The organism is Wandonia sp. (assembly GCF_984588085.1).
Map to the genome: position 1 here is coordinate 15,395 of NZ_CFIGVI010000004.1, position 24,472 is coordinate 39,866.

Sequence of the window (24,472 nt, forward strand, 5' to 3'; positions counted from 1 at the left end):
ATGAATACTATTCATTCCAAAAATACTACATCCTCTATCGAATCCGGCATTGCCGCATTGATTGGTAGTGTTCTTTTCATTTACCTTATACTCCGTTCGATATACACCCCGATTCTTCACGATGAAGTAGCGACCTTCTTTTACTACATCCAGACGGGTGTTTTCTTTCCTCCCGAAGCACATTGGGATGCCAATAACCATATTCTCAATTCACTCCTGAGTCACTGGAGTTATCTTGTATTTGGCAGTGAGACCTGGGCGCTCCGATTACCTAATGTTCTTTCCTACCCGCTTTATGTGTGGTCAGCCTGGAAGATTGCTTCGGAAATTCCGATACAGTTTCGATTAGGTAAGTGGTCGCTATTCCTTTCACTTATCATGGCACACTACATGTTTGAGTATTTTGGAGAAGTAAGAGGCTATGGGATGTCAATGGCTTTTTTACTTTTCGGGATCTATGCTTTACGCAACTATATCAAGCGACAGACTGCATTATGGCTTGCCACGACGCTATTTGCTTTTTTCCTTGCAACAGCAGCGAACCTTACACTGATCTATTCTTCTGTACTCATTCTGATTCCGATATTGATTGTCATTGTTCGTTTAAAAGCTGTTACCCAGATAAAAATGGGGCATTTTGTTCTTGTTTTGGTTACCATTGCTCTCTTTTCCCCTCTCGTTAACTTTGCTTTTGAATTAAAGAACCGGGGAGCATTATATTACGGTGGAAAATCAGGCTTTTGGGATTATACGGGAAATACGCTCAGTGAACTGTTCTTTGGTTACTATTCGACTGCAATAGCAGGAGTACTCATTCTGCTCACTCTCGTCATTGCTTTTGTGTTTCTTTTTGACTGGTGGAAACAGAAATATACGCTACCAGAGCTGATCACGCTACCTCAATTTATCTGGGTATACCTATTGATCGGATCTATTTGTGCTATTTTTGGTACACGTTATATTCTGGATGTAAACTTTCCGGAGGACAGGGCGGCTATGTATCTCTACCCTTATTTTATTGCATCTCTTATTTTTACCTTCAGTCTAAGCCCCTCTGCGTTGCCCAAAGTACTCCGGATACTCATCGTCTGTCTTCCTCTCTATGTTCCCGTTCATTTCCTCTTTTCTGTTAATCTTTATACTGCTTCCTTTTCTATGGAAGAACGCGCCCCTCAGGATTTCTTCGATTATATCTCTACTCAGGAAAACACATCCGAATATCCCTTAACTGTGGGAGGCTATGTTACTCAGGAACTGTGTTGGTTTTATATGAATCATCAACAGGGAGGAAAACAGGGAAGATTATTATACAGTAATCACATCGATACCCTCTGTGATTTTCAGATTGTGGATCAAAAAAGGGAATTACCTCCCGGATTTCTCAACTCGTATAAGAAAGTCAATGCAACTCCTATAAACAATCTGAATCTGTACGAAAGAACACAGACATTGCGCAAAGAAAAAATTACAGACACCACAGGCATCACCAACTGGGTACACAACGACAACGAGTTCTTCGAATTTATCCAGTTTCCAATTCCTGATTCGCTGAGAGGAAAGCCCTTGTATATCGGGGTCCAAAGTGTTTTGGACGTAAAGTCAGCACCTTCCTATATGTCGCTGACTGTTTCTCAAAAACGACCGGATCAAAGTGAGGTTATACAGGAACCTCTGCGATTAGACTGGCTCAAAAAAGAATGGAAAGACAGTGATGGAGCCTTCTCCCAATCTTTTGTTATTCCCCGGATAGACGAAGAAACGGATTACCTCGTCCTGTACCTCTGGAATCAGAAGAAAAAGGAATTTCTTGTACACAGTGGAAAAGTGGAAATTTTTGTACTTGAAGCGGAATAAAAACAAAACGGTTTTTCCATCTGAAACCAACAAAATTTGCTTAATTTGTAAAGCGAAAAGAAGTTAGATATGGCATTAGACAAAAATCAAATAGCGCAACGCATTGCTCAGGAGTTAAGAGACGGTTGGTATGTTAATTTAGGAATTGGAATTCCTACTTTGGTAGCCAACTATATTCCCGAAGGAATTGAAGTTGAATTTCAATCTGAAAACGGAATTCTCGGGATGGGACCCTACCCTGTAGAAGGTGAAGAAGATGCGGATTTGATCAATGCGGGTAAAGAAACGATTACAGCGCGCAAAGGAGCTGTTTTCTTTGACTCAGCCACTTCTTTTGCTATGATTCGCGGACAGCACGTTCAATTAACGGTACTCGGAGCTATGGAAGTAGCACAAAACGGTGATATTGCCAACTGGAAAATCCCGGGTAAAATGGTCAAGGGTATGGGAGGAGCAATGGATCTTGTTGCTTCCGCTGAGAACATTATTGTTGCCATGATGCACACAAACAAAGCCGGAGAATCAAAAATTCTGAAATCCTGTACGCTTCCCTTAACAGGAGTAGGTTGTGTCAAAAAAGTAGTGACCGATCTGGCTGTCCTTGAGATAAAAGATAATGCATTTCATCTGATTGAAAGAGCACCGGGAGTTAGCGTGGAGGAAATCATTGCGAAAACGGAAGGGGATCTGATCGTCCCGGACAATGTGCCTGAAATGCAATTATAATTCCCCTCGCACCTATACTTTCAGGCATAAAATAACGTTCTTACGGTATTGACTGACGATTCATGGATAAACTTGTTGCCAAATTCTTTTCTGTATACAGTACACGCGTTTATTTCTTGTTCATTACCGGACTCTCCTGTCTTTTTCTCCTGTTCATGCATCACTTGAACGAAGTTCCCGTTGATGTCGGAGATGGTCTGGCTCATTACTTTATTGCTCAACAGGTATTTACAGACCCCGTTAATTTATTGAATCACTGGGGGAAGCCGCTTTTCACTCTGCTTTCAGCTCCTTTTTCTTATTTTGGATTTACCACTTATATCTATTTTAATATTCTGGTGTTTGCAGCGACTTGCCTGACTGCTTTTCGTCTGTTTACGATCTTAAACGTTCGTCCGATTCTCAGCTGTATCTTTCCTTTTGTATTGCTTACTGTTCCCGATTATACGACTAATGTACTGGGAGGAATGACCGAGCCGCTTTTTGGATTACTGGTTCTGTTAAGTGCCTTACTTCTGGTCCGAAAAAAGTTCATGTACTTTGCTCTGTTGTTGTCCCTGACTCCTTTCAGCAGAAGCGAAGGACAGTTTCTCGTTTTACTCGGCATAATCGCACTTCTGTATTACAAACAGTTCAAAGTCATCCCATTGCTCTTTTCAGGATTTCTGCTTTATTCCCTGATCGGAGGAGTCGTACTCAACGATTTTTGGTGGTATTTCACGCAGAACCCCTATCAGGGAGCAGAAAGTATTTACGGGCGGGGAGATTGGCTGCATTATTACACAAACTGGAATTCTCATCTGGGACCATTGGGAGCAGTATTCCTTTTCTTTCTGATTGTCGGATTACTTGTGTCTTTCCTCAAAAAGAATTTTCCGAAACCGTCAAAAGAAATTTCACTCTATCTCTTTATTATTTATGCAGGGATTCTCCTTACTCATTCCTATTTATGGGCAACAGGAAATAGTGGAGCGGCCGGTCTCAGTCGTCTGGCAACTCAGGGGCTACCCGGAATGCTGGTAGCAGGAATTGTAGTCATCAATTATGTGTTTTCGCAACGGATTGTCCTCAGCCAGGTTTTCTCCCTTGTATGTATCGGATGGAGTGTCTTTCAAATAGACAAATTACCCCTGCCCAAAAAAGCTTCTCCCAATGAACTGGCAGTAATGGAAACCGGAAAATGGGCTAAAGAATATGCTGAACAGCACAATACTCCAAACGTTTTCTATTACCATCCGTTGGTAGCCTATTCCGTTCATTCGAATCTTAAGAATACGGAAGGACGTTTTCAGCAACGTCCCTTTCACTTTTTTGAAGAAGAAGTAAAACGAATGAAAGGCGGAGAACTGATTATTTGGGAAAGTCACTTCGGAGAACGGGAAATGGGTCTGAAAAAGGATCTTCTTACACGATTTACAGAATTGAAATCCATCACCCCAATGGGGCAATATATTGTCTCCGGTCAACCACCGTATGAGGTAAAAGTACTTCGTTATGATATACAACCCATATCAGCACCGCAAGAAATTAAAAAGTATACGGACTCAATAACTACGGCTATTACCTCAGTTGATCTTTACAAAACACTCTTTGAATTTGAAGAAAAAGAGAAGTCAGATAACCAGTATACACGAGTTCGCATTACAATCGACACTGAAACAAATCCTGTCCCCGACTTTATTGCTCTATTAAAACAAAACGACACCGGAGAAACAATTACGTTAGAAATTGGAGAGAGTAATCAGTGGGAACTCTATCTGGACGAAACCTATACCGGGAAATACGAGCTTTTTATCTACAACCCTAACGGAGTCGAAGCACAAGACATCAGAACAACCGTATCCCGTTCTATTCTTCAGAAACGGTACTGATTATTTGTTTGTAAGTGATTTAAAAACACGAACAATCTGCTTTCTGAACAAGAGAAACAAAATCACATAAGGAACAATCATCAACAGGATAATTCCAATATTGATGTTGCGACCAAACTCAATCTCATTATTTTGTCCCGCTTCGGCAGTTGCTTTACACATAGCACACTGTCCCCATGCCGTGTTGTTCAAAATCACAACGGTTACCAGTAAAAAAAGTCCTAACTTTTTCATAGTGTAAAGTTACTTAATTTTCCCTTTCAAGATCTTCAATTGCGGGAACAATTAATTTTCTCCGTTCTTTTCACGATATTTGCAAAAACAAATCATTTTCAAGATGCAGGGAGTTACCACTTTACATGAATTTATCCTCGAAAGACAAGCTGAATTTCCTTTTGCAACCGGCGAATTATCACGAATTTTAAACGATATTTCTCTTGCTGCAAAGATCGTAAACCGTGAAGTAAACCGCGCCGGACTGGTTGATATACTTGGAGCTCAGGGCAATGTAAATATCCAGGGAGAACAACAACAAAAACTGGACGTAATTGCCGACGAACGTTTTATTCAAGCGTTTAAAACCGGAGGAGAAATCTGTGGTATTGCCTCTGAAGAAAATGATGATTTTGTTGCGTTTGACAACGAGATTTCCAGAAATGGTAAATACGTCGTTCTTTTTGATCCTTTGGATGGTTCATCCAATATTGATGTGAACGTATCTATCGGAACCATTTTCTCCATATACAGAAGAACATCACCTCCCGGGGAATTGGCAACACTTGAAGATATGCTTCAAAAAGGAACGGAACAAGTAGCTTCCGGCTATGTACTGTACGGTTCTTCCACTATGTTGGTCTATTCAACCGGATGTGGTGTAAATGGTTTTACGCTGGATCCTTCAATCGGGGAATTTTGTCTGTCGCACCCTGATATGAAAATGCCGGAAACAAGTCGTCTTTATTCCATGAATGAAGGCAACCTGCTGATCTGTGAAGAAGGAATACGACAATACATCAACTTTTGTCAACAGGTTGATCCTCCGACAGGACGCCCGTATTCGGGTCGTTACATCGGTTCATTGGTTGCTGACTTTCACCGCAGTCTGATTAAAGGAGGGATTTACATTTATCCGGATACGACGTTAAACCCGGAAGGAAAGCTCCGTTTGATTTACGAATGTAACCCACTTGCTTTTATAGCAGAACAGGCAGGCGGTTTGGCGACTACAGGTCGTAAACGCATTCTTGACATTCAACCGGAACGTCTGCATCAACGTGCTCCCTTATTCATCGGATCGAAGAAAATGGTGGAGCAGGTTATGGGGCTGATCGAGGAATACGCAGACAAAAAAATTGACGCATAATAGTTTTACTCAGATTTTCTGTCCTGATTTCATCTCGTGGAAAAAGGGCAACGTTTTAAAATGCAAATACCAGATCTTTTAAAGCGTTTCAATACGCTACCTCAGATAGATGAAACTGCCCAGCAACTTCAATTTGCAGGAGCAAAAATAAAATGGAACGGGCTTGTGGGAGCTTCCGGTGCCTTATGCGCAACAGCACTCGCCCGTCAGGTTCCGGGAAACCATATCTTCATACTGGAAGACAAAGAAGCTGCCGCGTATTTTTTTAATGATCTGGAAAGTTTACTCCCCGAGGAAAAGCATATACTTTTTTATCCCGCTTCTTACCGCACTCCTTATGAAATTGAAGCAACCGATAACGCAAATGTAGTAGCTAGAGCCGAAGCACTGGATCGGATCAACTCAACCAATAATACCTGGGTTGTCACCTATCCCAAAGCTTTATTTGAAAAAGTACCCACCAAACAGAACCTGACCAAAAATACCTTCCGGATTGAAAAAGGAAGGGAATACGGTCTGGATTTTCTGAATGAGGTATTGATGGAATACGGTTTTGAGCGCGTTGATTTTGTATACGAACCGGGACAGTTTTCAATACGCGGGGGAATTTTGGATGTTTTTTCGTATTCTAACGACAACCCCTTCCGGATAGAATTTTTCGGGGATGAAGTGGACTCCATCCGGAATTTTGATCCCGTAAACCAGTTGAGTTTCAAATCACATGAATTTTTCTCTATCGTTCCTAACGTGCAGGGAAAGATCGTGCAGGAAATCAATGCTTCTTTTCTACAGTTTGCAGGTAACCAATCGACAATCTGGCTAAAATCATACGATTTGATGGAGGGTCGTTTGGATCAGGATTATGAAAAAGCGGTAAAAATATACGATCAACTCGGTGATAGCCCTGTAAAACATCGGATTCCCAGTGAATTGTATTACCATAAATCCGATTGGAAAAAAGAAATTGCCGATTTCACAGTTATCGAATTCGGAAACGAAAATACGTTTCAATCAGATTTACAGGTGCGATTTGATTTCAAAGGTCAGCCGGCATTCAATAAGAATTTTGAAATGTTACGCGACGATCTGATTGCCCGCCGAAAAATGGGTATGGACAACCTGATCTTTTCAAACCAACCCAAGCAGATTGAGCGACTTTACGATATCTTTGAGGACATAGGTGCTGAAGTAGAATTTTCTCCTATGCCCATCGCGATTCATGAAGGATTCATCTCCGAACAATTAAAACTGGTGTGCTATACCGATCACCAGATTTTTGAACGTTACCATCGCTTTAAACTCAAAGAAGGCTTCAGGCAGGCAAAGCAGGCACTTACGCTAAAAGAAATTTATAATCTTCAGAAAGGAGATTATGTAACACACATTGATCATGGAGTCGGGCAATTCTCCGGACTGGAGATGATCGATGTTAACGGAAAGCCGCAGGAAGCCATACGGTTAATTTATAAAGATAACGACGTATTGTACGTCTCTATCCACTCGCTGCACAGAATTTCCAAGTTTACCGGCAAAGAAGGAACCGTTCCGAAAATGAATAAACTGGGCACACAAGCCTGGTCCAATCTGAAAAACAAAACAAAGAAAAAGATCAAAGAAATTGCCTTTGATCTCATCCAGTTATATGCGAAACGGAAAAGCCAGCCCGGCTTTGCTTTTTCTCCCGATACGTATTTACAGAATGAGCTGGAAGCTTCTTTCATGTACGAGGATACGCCCGATCAGTTAAAAACAACGGTAGCCATCAAAGAAGACATGGAATCCGCCACGCCCATGGACAGACTGGTGTGCGGAGATGTAGGGTTCGGTAAAACGGAAGTTGCCATTCGCGCTGCCTTCAAAGCCGTAACAGATAGTAAACAAGTTGCGATACTTGTGCCCACAACGATCCTATCACTACAGCACTACCGTACGTTTAAAGAACGTCTGAAAGACTTCCCCTGTACCGTTGATTATATCAACCGTTTTAAAACAGCAAAACAAGTAACTGAGACGCTAAAAAAACTGGCGGCAGGAGAGATTGATATTTTGATCGGAACACATAAAATTGTCGGAAAAAATGTCAAGTTCAAAGATCTTGGATTAATGATTATTGATGAAGAACAGAAGTTTGGGGTAGCGGTAAAAGATAAGTTGAAACTGATGAAAGAGACGGTTGATACCCTGACATTAACCGCCACTCCTATCCCCAGAACCTTGCAATTTTCATTAATGGGAGCCCGTGACCTCAGTATTATCAATACACCTCCCCCGAACCGTCAGCCGGTACTCACTCAGCATATCGCTTTTGACGAAGAAGCCATACGTGATGCCATATCGTATGAAATTTCCAGAGGAGGACAGGTCTATTTCGTACACAATCGCCTTCAAAACATCATGGAGGTATCCGGTATGATTCAGCGACTTGTTCCGGGAACCCGGGTTGCTATAGGACACGGACAAATGGACGGAAAGCAGCTCGAAAAGATCATGATGGGCTTTATTGAAGGCGAATACGATGTCCTTCTTGCCACCACGATTATCGAATCGGGAATTGACATTTCCAATGCCAATACGATTATCATTAATGATGCCCAGAACTTCGGACTGAGTGATCTGCACCAGTTGCGCGGACGTGTAGGCCGTTCTAATAAGAAAGGTTTCTGTTATCTCATTGCTCCCAGAGCTCATAATCTTACAACAGAAGCCCGTAAACGTCTGGAAGCTTTGGTACAATTCAGTGATCTGGGATCCGGATTTAACATTGCCATGAAAGATTTGGATATCCGGGGTGCAGGAAACATGCTCGGTGCCGAACAAAGCGGTTTCATTGCCGACATCGGTTTTGAGATGTATCAGAAAATACTGAATGAAGCGATTGAAGAACTGCGTGAGAATGAGTTTAAGGAGTTGTTCAAAGATACCCAATATGATAAAATGCCGGGGCAGGATTATTACACAGCCGACTGCATTCTCGAAACGGATCTTGAAGTTCGAATTCCAGATGATTATGTTAACAATGTAGCAGAACGATTGAGCCTGTATCAGGAACTGGATAATCTTTCGGACAAAACAGCTCTGGTAGAGTTCAGAAAGAATCTGATCGACCGTTTTGGTCAGGTTCCTTATCAGGTGGAAGATCTGTTCCTTTCTATGGAATTGCGTTGGATTGCCCGTGAGATCGGTTTTGAAAAACTTGTATTTAAAGCCGGAAAAATGATTGGTTACTTCGTTACAAATCAGGATTCTCCTTATTACCAGTCCCCACGTTTTACACAGGTTCTAAAATACATACAAAGTGGTCCGACCGGGGTTAATATGAGCGAAAAGAACAATAAACTTCGTCTGGTATATAACTCCGTAGCTACCATGCAGGAAGCGATTGAGAACCTGCAAAGTATTCTTCAAATCAGAGATTAATTACTTGTAACCGGAATTGTATTATTAATCAGGGTACTGCGCGTTATCAGGTACTGCGCCAGCACATAGGTACTCATGATCCAAAGAGTAGAATAAGGAATTATGTCCATAAAAAGGGAGAGAGCAAGCACCGTATCGCTAACGATAAAAAAAAGAGCTCCTATTAAACCCAACCTAAAAGAGCGGACATTGATTCCTCTGCGTAAAAGGGCGAAAATTCCCATAGTTGTAATTACGATCGCATAAATCGTTACAGGAATGACCAGAGCCTTTGTTTCGCTGTTTGCCGCAATATGAGGAAGAAGAACACCAAGAAGAATCACGAGAAATGACAATAAGAGAAATACAATGATGTATTGCCACGTATAAACATCCCTTTTTCCCTCACTATTTCGCCGGATATCTTTCCAAAAGAGAAAACAATACGACACATGCGCCAGTAGGAAACTGGCTAATCCGGGAACAAACAAGTCTGTTTCACGAATCATAAGAAAAATGTCTCCTCCCAGTGATAAAATAAGTGCTGCTAATAAAAAGGTAAATGCAGCCTTCGACACAAACGCTTTTCGATACAGAATCACAGTACTAACAAGCAGTAGCAGCAACATAGGTTTGGTCAGATAGACTAATCCAATTTTGTCAGTAAGATCTGCCCAAATTTCGATTCCTGTAATGATGAACAAAATTACCGGAAGCCATTTCATCCACTTTTTTGTTTCCATTTATTAATTCAATTACGACGTATCTAATCTATCTTTTTCGTACAAAAAAAGCGGGTAAAATACCCGCTTTCTCTTCTCAATTTTCATTTCAGGCAACCGCCGTGCTAAATGTTCTTTCAATAATTGTCGGATATTTTTCACCGAACTCCCGAATGCACCAGGCTTTCAATTGGCTCAGTTCTGATGGGCTTTTAATCCACTTTATCGCTTTCTTTAACTCTTTTTGGAAAAGGTAACGATCAAAACTAACCTTTGCTAAAATTTCCTTGCACAATTCTAACATAATTTCTGGTTTTTGTTTCCTTAAATATAACTAAAATTTTGCTCTTTTAGTATACGCTTATTTGTTAAATTCTACTTTAGAAACGTAAACCGGTTGAAAGCCAGAAGGCACAGTATTTCTACGAAAATTTATTCCAGATGTAATGTGCGGAAAAGTCCCTTATGCTCCCGTATATAATTAATTAATGGCTCGCTGGGACCGTGCACCATTCCAAACATTGTAATTAGTTTGTTGGTTTTGGGATGAACAAACGAATAACTCACAAATGGTCCCCCCATAAACACATCATCTCTTCCGTTCATACGATACTGTCCCTTTATTTCAACGGTATAGAGGTCATTGTATTCAAACACCTGAGAAACCGGATATACAAGGCTGTCATATTCTGTTGCCATGTAAGCTCCCTCTTTGTGGTGCGGTGCGTAAATCTTCAGAATACTGTCCTGTAGATGCAATAAGTTCTCCGGCTCCAGTTGTTCCTTTTTCGTATAATCAACCTGCCACATCAACCAGGATGAAAGGATAAAATTAGCCCGCTGTGTTTCATACGCAGGCCCTCCATCCAGTTTCATTTCCCTCGACCGTTCCGGGATATCTATTCGTAAAAAAATATCTTTATCCGATTTTACTTCCGATCCGGAAGGGAAATCAAGGTACACACCATATTTTTCATAAATCTTTTTTGCCAATGGTTTCATTTTTGCCAACCGGTTTGCGTCGACAATACGATCAATTTCACTTTCCTCAAAGCGATGGGCAATTTTTTCGGCATCGTATTTAGCAACCTGAAGCAAATCTGCCTTCTCTTTAAATGTCACTTCGGTCACCAATTGTCCCTTTACCCATTTATCTCTAACAAATTCCACTTTAGCAGGAGAAAACTGGGCATTATTCTGCTGTTGGACAATCAGAATATTTCGTACCTTTTTGTGAATGTGATTAAATCCTCCGGCATTTTTTTGATAAAACTTGAATGCATATTCCAAGGGGTAATAAGGTTCCTCTTCTTTAGCAAGTGCGTAAATCAGTGAGTCAATTTCTCCGCTGTTCCAAAGATCATCCGTACATACCACTAAAACTTCGCCTGGTTTTCCGGTCGCAAGCGCACCTCCTTTTTTTCCTTTGGTAAAGTCGTCACAGGCAAATAGCAAAAAAGCCAGCGCAATAAAAAATGTAATTCTTTTCATGTGCATCATCGTTTCAAGACAGCATTAACCGCCTTACTTATTGAATACGTATTCTCTGCCCGATCTTCAGGTTAGATGACCTAACACCGGGGTTTAATCTCTGTATTGCATCAACAGTCGTGCCATATTTTTGGGCGATGCTCCAGAAGTTTTCTCCCGATCTGATGGTATGGTATTTGGCGGGTCCTGAACTGGTATTTCCGGACACATTGGAAGAACCTGAACTACTGGCCTTTTCAACGCGTAACGTCTGACCGATTTTCAAGTGGGTTGATTTCAAATTATTCCAATTCATCAGGTCCTTTACTGTTGTTCTGTACTTTCTTGCTATTGCCCCCAGAGTCTCCCCGCTTCTTACTTTGTGATAAGAAGTGGAAATTGTACGTTCTTCCGTACCTTCATGTCCCGGAAGCGGTTTGTGGAAAAACAAGCTGTCTGTTCGATATAAACTATCCTCCAGCTCAATAAATAGTCCTACTTTCTCAAGAGGAATAGAAATACACTGTTTCGGATCTGTATCAGGAATTACATCGTGTTTATAGATCGGATTCAGTAAATGAATGTTATCAGATGACCAGTCCAAAACAGTTTCCAATGTACGCATACGTATGCCCTGTTTTAAACAAACGGTATCAATTTCATGTGCAAGTGCAGGAGCAGGAGCAGGAATCAGGTTATGCAGTGTATGATTGGTCATCATGTACGCCACCGTAATAAAATTAGGAACATACCCCTGTGTTTCTTTTGGTAAAAAAGGGCGTATTTCCCAGTACGTCATTTTACCTCCCGAACGCCGGATAGCTTTGTTTACATTTCCCGGACCGGCATTATAGGCCGCAAGTGCCATATTCCAGTCTTCGTACATTTCATACAATCGCTTCAAATATCTACAGGCTGCATCCGTTGCCTTGACCGGATCCATTCGCTCGTCTACATACGAATTCTGAGTTAATCCGTACATTTTCCCGGTAGCATACATAAACTGCCAAAGTCCCATTGCCCCGGCACGCGAACGCACCTGAGGACGAAGCCCGCTTTCTATAACGGCAAGGTATTTCAACTCCAAAGGCAGGTTATATTTATCCAGTGTTGCTTCGAACATATCAAAATACAACCGCGATCGTCCTAATGTAACTTTGATAAAACTTCTTCTTTTCTCGTTAAAGAACTGAATGTTTTTCAGCACCGAAGGATGACAATCAAACGGATATGGAGATGTTTTGTCCAGATCAATAAGTCGCTGACAAATTACAGAATCACTAAATACCGGTACATGATCTTCTTCGTATCCTAACGCCCGGGTTATCGAATCATAGTCTTCGTCAACTGTCCACTCTTCACGATAAAGACGTAAGCTTTCCTCCATTGTTTCCATGAAGCGCTCGAAAACCAACGTATCTTCATTCTCAACAGAAGGTCCTGTGTTGTTTTCCTGACTGAATACACCAGAAAAACTAAATAAAATCAATGCTATTGTCAGGCAATTCCTCATGCTCAAAACTAATTCATTTTCATCAGATAATCACTGAACTCTAACAGTGACTTTTCTTCGAAATGATTAGCCATAAGCTGAATACCAAAAGGCATTCCGTCCGATTTTTTACCTAAAGGAAGAGAAATTGCAGGGTTTCCTGTATGATTAGCGTGAACGGTAAAAATATCCTGCAAATACATTTGAATCGGATCACTCACTGCATTCAACTCAAAAGCGGCATCTGGTGTTGTAGGAAGAAGGACAAAATCAAAATCAGCGAAAATTTCATCTGTTTTATCCCGCAAAACTCTCCTTACTTTTTGTGCTTTTGTATAATAAGCGTCATAGTACCCGTGTGAAAGCACAAAAGTACCCGCCATAATTCTTCGTTTTACTTCCGGTCCAAAACCTTCTGTTCTGGATTTTGTATACGTTTGTTCTACTCCTTCGGCAACCTGGCTGCGATGTCCGTAATGTACTCCGTCAAAACGTGACAAATTGGAAGAAGCTTCCGCTGTTGTCAGTACATAATACGTTGGTACCATCTGCTCCATGTATGGAAAGCTTACTTCCTCTACCTGATGACCTGCAGCTTTTAATTGTCGGATCAGTTGCTCGAATTTTGTCCGCACTTCTTCATTTACTCCTTCGTGATTCGCTGCTTCGCGAATAACTGCAATTTTTCTGGGAGAAGGTGTGTCAGAAAGAGTATACTCTCCAACCGGTCGGGATGAAGCAGTCGTATCGTACTCATCTTTTCCCGCAATTACTTCTAATACCAGTGCTGCATCTTCAACCGAATTCGTAAAAGGTCCGATCTGATCAAATGAGGAGGCATACGCTATCAAACCATAACGGCTTACACGTCCATAAGTCGGTTTTACACCGATTGTTCCGGTAAACGATGCTGGTTGACGAATTGATCCTCCCGTATCACTTCCCAATGCAACCGTACAAAGTCCGGCAGCTACTGCAACAGCAGATCCACCTGAAGATCCGCCGGGAACACAGGAAGTATTTACTACGTTTTTCACCGGTCCAAATGCAGAATTCTCATTGGAACTCCCCATCGCAAACTCATCACAATTGAGTCGTCCGATTATTACTGCATCTTCCACCAGTAGCCGTTCAACTACCGTAGCGCTATAGAGTGATTCAAACCCTTCTAATATTTTTGATGAAGCAGAAACCTTATGTCCTTTGAAACAGATGTTATCCTTCAGACCAATTACCATCCCCGCAAGGCGTCCCTGAGTTCCAGATTTTATTTTCTCATCGACTCGTTTCGCCTGTTCTCGGACTGTGTCCTCAAAAACTTCTAAAAAAGCATTCAGTTCTTTCCGGCGTTCAATCTCACCCAGATATGTATTGACTATATCCAATACCGAACTACCCGAAGCGAGTGCCTGTTTTACTTCAGCAAAATTATTATACATGAATCTGATTATTTTTTTTCCTCTTCTCCTGAATCGTCTTTCTTATCAGCTGATCCGTTAGAAGCATCTTTGAACTCTTTCATCCCTTTTCCAAGTCCTTTCATCAGTTCCGGAATTTTTCTTCCACCGAATAAAAGTAGCACAATCGCTACAATCAAAATAACTTGCCAGGGACCAAATACACCTAAAATCATTGTATCAAAATTTGATATATACGACAAAGTTACAGAAAAATGAAGTAATAACAGTATACGCATAAAAAATAAAGAGTATCCCGCTTTTTAACGGGTTTACTTCTCTGTTTTCGCCTGTGAAATTGTACCTTTACACGGTGGGATATAATGTACTATACATCTCTTACGACGGAATGACTGATCCTTTAGGTCAGTCACAGGTTTTACCTTACCTTAGGGAACTGTCAAAAGAAGGTTTTTCCTTTCACCTGATCAGCTTCGAAAAACCGGAACGTTATCAGCAGAATAAACAAGCTATTCAGCAATTTTGTGAGAAATCAGGAATCTCATGGCATCCGCAACAGTACAGAAAAAAACCACCCGTATTGTCTACATTACGGGATATCCGCACGATGCGAAAACTAGCTTTTGACCTTCATAGAAAACATTATTTCCATCTCGTACATTGCCGTAGCTACATCTCAGCAATGGTTGGTCTTAGGATGAAGAAACGTTTTGACACTCCGTTTTTGTTTGATATGCGCGGCTTTTGGGCCGATGAGAGAGTAGAAGGCGGTATCTGGAATTTGAGCAGCCCGGTTTATAGAATAATCTACAATTTTTTCAAACGGAAAGAGTCCGAATTTCTTGAAAAATCAGATCATATTATTTCTTTAACCGAACGTGCCAAACAAGAGTTAGTATCACGCGGTACGCCTGGAGAACGGATCACGGTTATTCCCTGTTGTGCCGACCTGAATCTATTTAATCCGGAAAATGTAACGGTACAGGACGAGCAACAGCTACGCAATCAACTGGGGATTTCTGATACTGATTTCGTTCTCGGGTATGTTGGCTCTATTGGCACCTGGTATATGCTGGAAGAAATGCTGGACTATTTTTCCGTTCTTCAAACGAAACAGCCCACCGCCCGGTTTTTATTCGTAAGTGGTGAAAAACGGGAGAATATTGTCATCAAGGCAGAGGAACGCGGAATTAATCCCGACCACATTATCGTTACTTCCTGCACACACGACAAAGTGCCCCTGCATATCTCCATTTTTGACCTGTCCATTTTCTTTATTCGGCCGACTTATTCAAAGATGGCAAGCTCACCGACCAAACAGGGAGAGCTTATGGCAATGCAAATTCCTCTGGTCTGTAACGCTGGCGTTGGTGATACAGACCACATTGTTCAGAAATACCATGCCGGACAGGTCATCACACATTTCGATGAAAAATACCTGGCCGATAGTTGTTCTCAGAAAATCGAATTTGATCCTGAAGAAACTGCACGTGGCGCACAGGAAGTCTACAGTTTAAAAAATGGTGTTTTGCTATATAAAACAGCCTACGGGAAAATCATTCCTGAAACAGCCTCCGTTACAGACTAGCTGACTCTTCTGCTTCGCGTTGCTGCTCTGCCAGTGTCCACGAATCAGTTGTCGTAGTTTGCAACCAAACATTTCCCGATTTTCTGAATACCTGAACTGAAAAACCGAATGTTTCCTGCCATGTTTCTTCAAAAGTTGCTGTTTTCAGATTTCCATGAATGCTAAACTCGGTGGTAGCATCCCCGTTTCGCAATTGGCCTACCGACAACGAAGTATCAATCATTCTTTTATCCGAAGAACCCTCACCTTCATCATGTTCTCCGTGATAAAACTCAATCTTTAAGAATGAAAATTTCTCGCTGAATTCACGCTGTATATCGGAAAGGATTCGATCGTTCGAAACTAAAATACTCATAGTAAATTTTTTACTTGCAAAAAAAGGAAAAACATTGAGAGTAAGAAATAACCAACACTGTTTTTGGTGCTGATTTTTGTCAGTTTAGCCTTTTTCAAGTGTAAATGAGAATGTAGAACCTACATCCACCGTACTTCGGACGTTAATAGTTTGTCCATGCGATTCAATAATATGCTTCACAATGGAAAGCCCCAACCCGGAACCTCCCTCATGACGGTTACGGCTTTTTTCGACCCGGTAAAAGCGTTCAAAAAGACGGGGGAGTTCTTCTTCTTCAATCCCCGCACCGTTATCTGCTACTTCGATAAGAATGGTATCTTCCATCGGGAATAGCCGGATGGTTGTTTCTCCGTTCTCGCTTCCGTAGCTGATCGAATTTTTAATCAGGTTCGTGAGTACCTGACCAATTTTTCCCCGATCTGCCTTTACATAAATCGGGTCGTATTTTTTGGCAAATCTGAGTGTAATGTTCTTTTCTTTTGCTAAAAAGTCCAGACTTTCCATCACATCTTTAGCAAGGTCAATAATATCAAAACGTTTAATCAGTAATTTAATCTTATCGGCTTCAAGCTTCGTTATTTCGTCCAAATCATCCAAAATACCGGTCATTCTGTCCACCGCTTTCGATGCTCGTTCCAGAAATAAACGGTTTACATTTTCATCTTCCAAACCACCTTCCAAAAGCGTCAGAATATACCCCTGAATAGAAAAAACAGGTGTTTTTAATTCATGAGCCAGGTTTCCCAGAAACTCTCTTCTGAACTCTTCCTGTTCCTTAAGTTTCGAAATCTCTGTATTCCTTTGCTCCAGAAATTTTTTTGCTTCTACCGTGACATTTCTCAGCACATCTTCTTTCATACTGATGTGAAAGTCTGTTTCACGCGTCATTTTTCCTTTCCGGATAGCCCGGTAAATAAATTTAATCCGGCTGTGTAGAAAACGCTCTACAGATATAAAATGGATAACAAAAGACAAACCGCCTACAAGTAATCCGAACAAAAAGATATATAAATAATCAATCTCTCCAATATACCTGCAAAACAGGAATAGCAAAACCCATACGATAACAACAACTATCGCACTGGTTCCCAGTATAATTTGATATGGTTTTATATTTCTCAATTACCCCTTAAACGTATATCCGACTCCTTTAATTGTTCGAATATAATCATCTCCTATCTTTTCACGCAATTTTCTGATATGAACATCAATTGTTCTTTCACCTACAACGGTATCATTCCCCCATACGTCGGTCATTATCTTATCACGTGTAAAAACATACCCGGGTTTGGAAGTAAGCAATGCCAGTAATTCAAACTCCTTTCGCGGCAATTGGAATTCTTCTCCGTTAACCACTAATAAAAAACGGTCTCTGTCCAGTCTGAAAAGTTCATTATCAATAGCACTGGAGCTAAATGAACGATTCTTTCTTCTCAACAATGCTTCAACCTTACTGATCAGTAACCTCGGACGAATTGGTTTGGTGATATAATCATCTCCCCCGGCTTCAAAACCGGCTACTTGCGAATAATCTTCAGAACGGGACGTAAGAAAAGCAATCAGCGGGTTTTCATTTTTCATTTCACTGCGCAGTACATGACAGACTTCAATTCCATCGACTTCCGGCATCATCACATCAAGCAAAATAAGTGAGGGCTTTACCTCCTTCGCTCTCTCAATTCCTTCTCTTCCGTTGTTTGCTGTTTCTACAATGTATCCGGCTTTCTTCAGATTGTATTTTAAAAACTCTAAAATATCAGGCTCATCATCTACCAATAGAATTGTTTCTTTCATCTTCTTACTATTTAGCATTGCGAAACTACAACAGCAATATGGGTAGAATCTTACAACAGTGTTATTCAATCATTAAGGATATTTGGTAAACGTTAAGAAATCTTTAATCCCTGACCTTTTAAAAAATGTAATTATTTGAAAAACAATAATTTATAAGAACACCCAACTATGTATTACCATTGCTTAACACGAACATAACATTGCTTAAATAATGGAATAACAAGGTAGGTCTTACTTTGCACCAAACAATTTAATGAAAGTTATGAAACTAGAATTCAAAACAATTGCGGCTGCACTTCTAATCGGAGGGACAGCAATGATGTCTACTTCTTGTAAAAAAGAAGGTTGTACAGATCCTAATGCTAATAATTATAGCGAAGATGCGAAAAAAGATGACGGATCTTGTACGTACACACAGGTTGAAGGTACAGTAAACAAGTCTGGTACTTTGACTGCAAATGAAACATGGACAGCAGATAAGATCTGGGTACTTAACGGAAAAGTATATGTTCCGGACGGGGTTACTTTGACAATCCAACCGGGAACTATTATTAAAGGTGCTGAAGGACAGGAATCTCTTGCTTCTGCTCTTATCGTTCAAAGAGGTGGTATTCTTTTGGCTGAAGGAACTGCTTCTCAACCAATTATCTTTACTTCTATCCTTGACAATATCAAAGTAGGAGAAACAGCCGGATCTAACCTTTCAAGAACTGACAATGAAAAATGGGGTGGTCTTGCTATCCTTGGTCGTGCTCCTATCTCAGCTCAGTCCGGAGATACAGAAACAAACCTTGAAGGAATTCCTGCTGGTGATGGTCAGGGACTTTTCGGAGGAACTAACCCAAATGATTACTCAGGGAAACTTAAATACATCTCTATCCGTCACGGTGGTATTTCAATCGGAGAAGGAAATGAGCTAAACGGATTGACACTTGGTGGTGTTGGTTCTACTACTGAAATTTCAAACATTGAGATCTACGCAACATTGGATGATGGTATCGAGTGTTTTGGTGGAACTGTAAATATCGACAACGCTTTGGTATACTATCAGGGAGATGATGGGTTGGATCTTGACATGAACTACTCAGGTACTATCGAAAACTTTATCGTTATGCACGGAGACGGAATCGGAACTGACGAAGGTCTTGAGATCGATGGTCCTGAAGGAACAACTTACACAACTGGAAAATTCACTTTGCGTAACGGACTTGTTAAGTCTGACGGAGCAACAGACGGATCTCCAGCTGACTTTAAAGATAAAGCACAAGGAACTATCGAGAATGTAACATTTGATTACACTTCGATCGGTGGAAAAGCAATCAAAATCAGAACAAAGTACAATGACGCATGTGAGCAACAAGCGGATGCACTTTCAAGATTGGTTGCCGGTGACCTTAGCTTTGTAAACTGTGCAATCTCTGAGACTGTATCAGTATACCCAAGCACTGCCGGAGTTTGTCCAACTGAAGTAGCGAACGATCAAACGGCTGCTGAAGGAGAAATTAACGGAGCAGGATCCGGAGCTACAGTTTCAACTTCAATCTTCTCTTGGACTCTTGCTGCTGAGCGTGGACAATTGTAAGATAAAAACAAAATTTACTTTCAACTACCCCGGGATTAATAGTCCCGGGGTTATGTAATAAAAATAAAATCACTAGCTATGTTTAAGTTTTTCTCTTTTGTTGTACTACTTCTCAGTTCGACAGTTGTCTTTGGACAAGAGAATAAAGGTTTTTTACGCGGTAATATTGCAGACGGAGAAGAGGGTGGTCCTCTTTATGGTGCTACTGTTCGCGTAATGGAACTTTCCGGTGTCGGAGCAATCTCCGATTTTGACGGAAATTATTCAATCCAGGTTACTCCCGGTAAATACACAGTTGAGGTTTCTTTTGTTGGATATCAGCCACAGGTTTTCAAAGAACTTGAAATAAAACCGGGCGAATCAACAATGCTTGACGTTGTACTAACCAGTAAAACACTTGCTGTAGTAGAAGTAGTTTATGAAGCACGTCGTCAGGATTCAGATGTTGCGATTTTGATGGAACGTAAAAATGCAGCCGTTGTCTCTGATGGGCTTTCGGCACAATCCTTCCGAAAAGTAGGTGATTCTGATTTGTCCGGAGCAATCAAACGTGTAACCGGAGTAACAGTTCAAAATGGTAAAAACGTATATGTACGGGGGCTTGGAGACCGATATACAATTACCACGTTAAATGGAATGATGATCCCGGGACTTGATCCCGACGGAAACTCAGTACAACTGGATATTTTCCCGACTGCTGTTCTGGAAAATGTTTCTGTATTTAAAACTTTCTCTCCAGACCTATACGGAGACTTTACGGGAGGAATGGTAGATGTTGTAACGAAGAAATTTCCGGAATCAAAAACAACACAAATTGGTGTTGGTATCGGGTTTACTCCGGGAATGACATTCAATAAAGATTATATCCTATACGACCGGGGAGGTCTTGACTGGGCAGGTTTTGATAACGGTTCCCGTAAACTTAACTTTAACCCGAAAGTAAAGATTCCGGATGAAGTGCTTGCAGACCCCTATCTGGAAGATGTAACACGCTCCTTTAACCCTGAGTTAAGTGCTAAATCCAAAACTGCACTTCCGAACGGATCTTTCTCTATTTATCACGGAAATCAAATTAATAAGAAAGAAGGACTGACGCTCGGATATAATGTTGTTCTTAACTATTCCAACGAGCACGTTTTCTATCGTGACTTTCAGTCCAATGATTACCTGAAAGATACAGATAAATCACAGCACGAATTATTGAAAAACATTACACGTATTGGTAATGTCGGAAAAAACAACACGTTGATGAGTGCTCTTGTTTCCGGTTCTATCAAAACAAAAAAGAGTACGATCACAGCAACACTTTTGGGTGTTCAGGGAGGAGAATCTTCCGCTGCTCAACGTGTAAATCAGGATTTCAACCAGAATCAGGCCCGATTGATCGAGAATGTATTGACATATACTTCCCGGACGCTGTCTTCTTTCCTGTTGGGAGGAACGCACAAGTTCAAAGGATTTGAAATGGAGTGGAACAATGCATTTTCTTACTCTCGTGTTTACGACCCTGATTTCCGCGAAACACGTATCTCTGTAACAGACGGTGATACAACTATGAGTACAGGGAACGGTTCCGGAATAGATCGATTCTGGAGGGATTTGAATGAGTTCAGTGAGAACTTTAAGATCGATTTTAAAATTCCGGTTGGAAAAAACAAGAAAGCCTTCATTAAGACAGGTGCTCTCGCCGCTTTAAAATTCCGTGATTTTGAAGTATTCTCATTCAAACACAGAAGAACAAACCTGAACGACATCAAGTTAGATCCTGACTGGTTTTTACAGGATGACCAGATCTGGTCTGCGGATCCTACTTCGCCCAATTACAGAAACGGTACCTATACGATAGGAAACTATCAGCCGGCTAATAACTATTCTGCACGTCAAAATGTGTTCGGAGGTTATGTGATGGCGCAACACAGTTTATGGAAAAAACTGAAACTTGTATATGGTGTGCGTGTTGAAAAAGTAGATATGTTCTATACCGGACAAAACAACAATGGTGACGTAATCTATACGGATCAGAATACGATGAATGAACTTAACATTCTTCCTTCTGCCAATGTTGTATACGGAGTTACTGAACGTATGAACTTCCGTCTTGGTTTTAACCAGACGGTTGCACGTCCGAGTTTCCGCGAAAAGTCAATTGCCCAGATCTATGACCCGATTACCAAGCGTACATTTAACGGTAACATCGATCTGAATCAGACACGTGTCAACAACTATGATTTCCGCTATGAGTTTTTTATCACTCCGCGTGAAGTAATCGCTGTTTCTGTGTTCTACAAGCAATTTGACGGACATATCGAAATGGTTGCATTTCCACAGCAGCCCGACAATATCAAACCTCGTAATTCAGGGGAAGCTGATCTTCTCGGAGCAGAAGTTGAGTTCAGAAAAGCATTTGCAAAAGAATCTAAATCGAAGTTTTTCAGCCGATTCTTTTTTAACCTGAATGCTTCCTTTGTACAGTCACGTGTAAATATGCACGATGTACTGGTAGATGGAGAGCAAACAGAGTACGAATTACGGGAAACGAACCTGCGCGAGGGAGAAGTACTAAAAGACTATCGCCCAATGACAGGACAATCACCATTCGCTATCAACGCAGGTCTTTCGTATGAAATTCCTGAAAGCCAGACCAGCATTTCTCTTGCATACAATGTACAGGGAGAACAATTGACAATTATCGGTTCCGGGCGTGTACCGGATGTGTATACAGTTCCTTTCCACAGTCTTAATTTTAATGCTTACCGAAACTTTGGTAAAAAGTCACGATCAAGACTTACACTGACGGTTTCAAACCTATTAAACGACGATGTATCACTGGTGTACAAATCGCACGGTGCGGAAGACCAGTTTTACACATCATACAAACCAGGAGTAGGAATCAGTATAAAATACGGATTCACATTCTAGTTTATTCTTTCATAACTTCATAAAAAAAGGGATGCTCAAACGGCATCCCTTTCTTATTTTATATCTTTTATACGGTTATTCTACCGTAACTGATTTCGCAAGATTTCTCGGTTGATCCACATTACATCCTCGCATTACTGCCACGTAATAGGAGAACAATTGTAAAGGAATGGTTGCCAATAAAGGAACCAGATTTTCATCCGTATCCGGAATTTCAATATAATGATCTGCCAGTTCTTTTACCTGCACATCCCCTTCGGTAATAATCGCTATAATTTTTCCTTTGCGGGCTTTTACTTCCTGAATATTGGACACTACTTTTTCATACGAAGTCCCTTTTGTCGCTAAAACGATTACGGGCATCTCTTCGTCAATAAGTGCAATCGGACCGTGTTTCATTTCCGCAGCCGGGTATCCCTCTGCATGGATATAAGAGATTTCCTTTAACTTCAACGCACCTTCAAGAGCTACAGGAAAACAATTTCCTCTTCCCAGGTACAACGCGTTAGCAGCATTTTTATACACTGCCGCCACCTCTTCAACAATATTACTCTTTTCAAGTACTTTCTCGACCTTCGCAGGAATTGCTTCCAGATCACCCAACAGGGCACGCAGTCTTGACTCACCAAGTGTACCCTTTTTACGGGCAATGGAAAGCGCCATTAACGTCAGTACGGTTACCTGAGCAGTAAAAGCCTTAGTAGAAGCCACTCCGATCTCAGGACCTGCGTGTGTATAGGAACCGGCATCCGTAACACGGGATATCGAAGATCCTACGACATTACATATTCCAAGAATGGTAGCGCCTTTTGATTTAGCAAGCCCTATTGCTGCCAGTGTATCGGCTGTTTCTCCAGACTGAGAAATTGCAATTACCACATCATTTTCATTAATGATCGGGTTTCTGTACCGAAATTCACTTGCATATTCAACTTCTACCGGAATTCTGGCCAGGTCTTCAATCAGGTATTCCCCAACTTGCGCAGCATGCCAGGATGTACCACAGGCCACCATAATAATCCGGTTAGCATTTACCAACTTCCGTTCGTAGTCCTTGATTCCGCCAAGACCTACCCAACCTTCTTCTACGTTTAATCTTCCGCGGAAACAATCGTAAATAGAACGAGGCTGCTCATAGATTTCCTTTAACATGAAATGCTCGTATCCGCCTTTTTCCAATGCTTCCAACTCTAATTCCAGTTGCTGCACGTAAGGTGTTTGTTCCCGGTTTCGAATATCGATAATCTTCAATCCAGTTTCCCGGTCTATGATTGCAATCTCTTCATCTTCCAGGTAAACCACATTCTTTGTATACTCTACAATAGGAGTTGCATCTGAAGCCAGATAAAATTCATTGTTATCTGCAATACCCACTACTAGAGGACTGGATTTTCTTGCCGCTACAATACGGTTCGGTTCTTCTTTTGAAAGCACAACAATAGCATATGCACCCACGACACTACTTAATGCCAGCCGAACTGCTTCTTCAAGATCAACTTTCTCGTGACGTTTAATGTCTTCGATAAGGTGCACTAAAACTTCTGTATCTGTTTCGCTTGAAAAAACATGTCCTCGTGCTTTCAGACCTTCTTTAAGAACATCATAATTCTCAATAATCCCATTATGCACTAACGCAAGATCTCCATCTCCCGAAATGTGAGGGTGTGCATTCTGATCATTTGGCTCACCATGCGTAGCCCAACGTGTATGCCCGATTCCGATCGTACCGGAAAGATCGTGTTTTTCAGCAAATTCCTGCAAGTTCACCACTTTCCCCTTCTTCTTGTACGTCTTAATATCGGCGTTGTTCATGATCGCTACTCCAGCACTATCATACCCACGATACTCTAGTCTTTTCAGACCTTTAATTAACACGGGATACGCATCTTTGTTCCCGATATACGCTACGATTCCACACATAG

At 41.2% G+C, this 24,472-nt stretch carries 19 protein-coding genes; 8 read left to right on the forward strand and 11 right to left on the reverse strand.

Features of this window, described 5'->3' with window-relative positions; all coding sequences use genetic code 11:
- The 3 genes from AC4PL9_RS02645 to AC4PL9_RS02655 all read left to right on the forward strand — a co-directional run bounded on the left by AC4PL9_RS02645 (window position 1) and on the right by AC4PL9_RS02655 (window position 4,451).
- On the forward strand, window positions 1-1,854 hold the full coding sequence (locus AC4PL9_RS02645) for a hypothetical protein (RefSeq protein ID WP_491603237.1): 1,854 nt from the start codon (window positions 1-3) through the stop codon (window positions 1,852-1,854).
- Window positions 1,855-1,923: 69 nt separating this feature from the next.
- Window positions 1,924-2,580 carry a CoA transferase subunit B gene (locus AC4PL9_RS02650; protein WP_343784724.1) on the forward strand — a complete coding sequence of 219 codons (657 nt, stop codon included), beginning with the start codon at window positions 1,924-1,926 and terminating at the stop codon, window positions 2,578-2,580.
- Between the two features lie 62 nt (window positions 2,581-2,642).
- Window positions 2,643-4,451, forward strand: a complete 1,809-nt coding sequence (locus AC4PL9_RS02655; RefSeq protein WP_491603238.1) for a hypothetical protein — start codon at window positions 2,643-2,645, stop codon at window positions 4,449-4,451.
- Here the strand turns inward: AC4PL9_RS02655 and AC4PL9_RS02660 are convergent, their stop codons facing one another.
- Window positions 4,452-4,685 (reverse strand): hypothetical protein, encoded by a 234-nt coding sequence (locus AC4PL9_RS02660; protein ID WP_343784720.1) that lies wholly within the window; start codon window positions 4,683-4,685, stop codon window positions 4,452-4,454.
- 103 nt (window positions 4,686-4,788) lie between these two features.
- On the opposite strand from AC4PL9_RS02660, the gene fbp reads away from it, so the two are divergent.
- Together fbp and mfd are read left to right on the forward strand one after the other, a co-directional pair.
- Window positions 4,789-5,814 carry a class 1 fructose-bisphosphatase gene (gene fbp, locus AC4PL9_RS02665; protein ID WP_491603239.1) on the forward strand — a complete coding sequence of 342 codons (1,026 nt, stop codon included), beginning with the start codon at window positions 4,789-4,791 and terminating at the stop codon, window positions 5,812-5,814.
- A 60-nt stretch (window positions 5,815-5,874) separates the two neighbouring features.
- Entirely contained in the window at window positions 5,875-9,231 is a 3,357-nt protein-coding gene (gene mfd / locus AC4PL9_RS02670) for a transcription-repair coupling factor (protein WP_491603240.1), read from the forward strand.
- Here the strand turns inward: mfd and AC4PL9_RS02675 are convergent.
- The 6 genes from AC4PL9_RS02675 to AC4PL9_RS02700 all read right to left on the reverse strand — a co-directional run bounded on the left by AC4PL9_RS02675 (window position 9,228) and on the right by AC4PL9_RS02700 (window position 14,527).
- On the reverse strand, window positions 9,228-9,953 hold the full coding sequence (locus tag AC4PL9_RS02675) for a lysoplasmalogenase (protein WP_491603241.1): 726 nt from the start codon (window positions 9,951-9,953) through the stop codon (window positions 9,228-9,230). The two genes, mfd and AC4PL9_RS02675, sit on opposite strands and share 4 nt — an antisense overlap.
- Window positions 9,954-10,041: 88 nt before the next feature.
- The gene (locus AC4PL9_RS02680) at window positions 10,042-10,236 is read right to left on the reverse strand and encodes a hypothetical protein (protein ID WP_491603242.1); all 195 of its coding nucleotides are present in this window, start codon (window positions 10,234-10,236) and stop codon (window positions 10,042-10,044) included.
- Between the two features lie 128 nt (window positions 10,237-10,364).
- Complete coding sequence (locus AC4PL9_RS02685; protein ID WP_491603243.1) at window positions 10,365-11,423, reverse strand: DUF4837 family protein; 1,059 nt, start codon at window positions 11,421-11,423, stop codon at window positions 10,365-10,367.
- Window positions 11,424-11,460: 37 nt separating this feature from the next.
- On the reverse strand, window positions 11,461-12,915 hold the full coding sequence (locus AC4PL9_RS02690; protein WP_491603244.1) for a lytic transglycosylase domain-containing protein: 1,455 nt from the start codon (window positions 12,913-12,915) through the stop codon (window positions 11,461-11,463).
- 8 nt (window positions 12,916-12,923) lie between these two features.
- Entirely contained in the window at window positions 12,924-14,333 is a 1,410-nt protein-coding gene (gatA, locus tag AC4PL9_RS02695; protein ID WP_491603245.1) for an Asp-tRNA(Asn)/Glu-tRNA(Gln) amidotransferase subunit GatA, read from the reverse strand.
- Window positions 14,334-14,341: 8 nt separating this feature from the next.
- Window positions 14,342-14,527 (reverse strand): Sec-independent protein translocase subunit TatA/TatB, encoded by a 186-nt coding sequence (locus AC4PL9_RS02700; protein WP_491603246.1) that lies wholly within the window; start codon window positions 14,525-14,527, stop codon window positions 14,342-14,344.
- Between the two features lie 137 nt (window positions 14,528-14,664).
- On the opposite strand from AC4PL9_RS02700, the gene AC4PL9_RS02705 reads away from it, so the two are divergent.
- A complete protein-coding gene (locus tag AC4PL9_RS02705) occupies window positions 14,665-15,900 on the forward strand; it encodes a glycosyltransferase (RefSeq protein WP_491603247.1) in 1,236 nt (411 codons plus the stop codon).
- On the opposite strand, the gene AC4PL9_RS02710 is transcribed toward AC4PL9_RS02705, so the two are convergent.
- From AC4PL9_RS02710 to AC4PL9_RS02720, 3 genes are all read right to left on the reverse strand, one after another.
- Entirely contained in the window at window positions 15,890-16,255 is a 366-nt protein-coding gene (locus AC4PL9_RS02710; protein ID WP_491603248.1) for a hypothetical protein, read from the reverse strand. The genes AC4PL9_RS02705 and AC4PL9_RS02710 overlap by 11 nt on opposite strands.
- Before the next feature lie 84 nt (window positions 16,256-16,339).
- Window positions 16,340-17,377 carry a sensor histidine kinase gene (locus AC4PL9_RS02715; protein ID WP_491603249.1) on the reverse strand — a complete coding sequence of 346 codons (1,038 nt, stop codon included), beginning with the start codon at window positions 17,375-17,377 and terminating at the stop codon, window positions 16,340-16,342.
- Window positions 17,378-18,049, reverse strand: coding sequence for a response regulator transcription factor (locus AC4PL9_RS02720; RefSeq protein ID WP_491603250.1), 672 nt, complete (start codon window positions 18,047-18,049; stop codon window positions 17,378-17,380). It lies immediately after the preceding gene.
- Window positions 18,050-18,311: 262 nt separating this feature from the next.
- On the opposite strand from AC4PL9_RS02720, the gene AC4PL9_RS02725 reads away from it, so the two are divergent.
- Both AC4PL9_RS02725 and AC4PL9_RS02730 read left to right on the forward strand, forming a co-directional pair.
- Window positions 18,312-19,631 (forward strand): beta-helix domain-containing protein, encoded by a 1,320-nt coding sequence (locus AC4PL9_RS02725; protein ID WP_491603251.1) that lies wholly within the window; start codon window positions 18,312-18,314, stop codon window positions 19,629-19,631.
- Between the two features lie 78 nt (window positions 19,632-19,709).
- Window positions 19,710-22,550, forward strand: a complete 2,841-nt coding sequence (locus AC4PL9_RS02730; protein ID WP_491603252.1) for a TonB-dependent receptor domain-containing protein — start codon at window positions 19,710-19,712, stop codon at window positions 22,548-22,550.
- Between the two features lie 75 nt (window positions 22,551-22,625).
- Here AC4PL9_RS02730 and glmS read toward each other — a convergent pair whose 3' ends face one another.
- On the reverse strand, window positions 22,626-24,470 hold the full coding sequence (gene glmS, locus AC4PL9_RS02735; protein WP_491603253.1) for a glutamine--fructose-6-phosphate transaminase (isomerizing): 1,845 nt from the start codon (window positions 24,468-24,470) through the stop codon (window positions 22,626-22,628).
- Window positions 24,471-24,472: the final 2 nt, after the last annotated feature.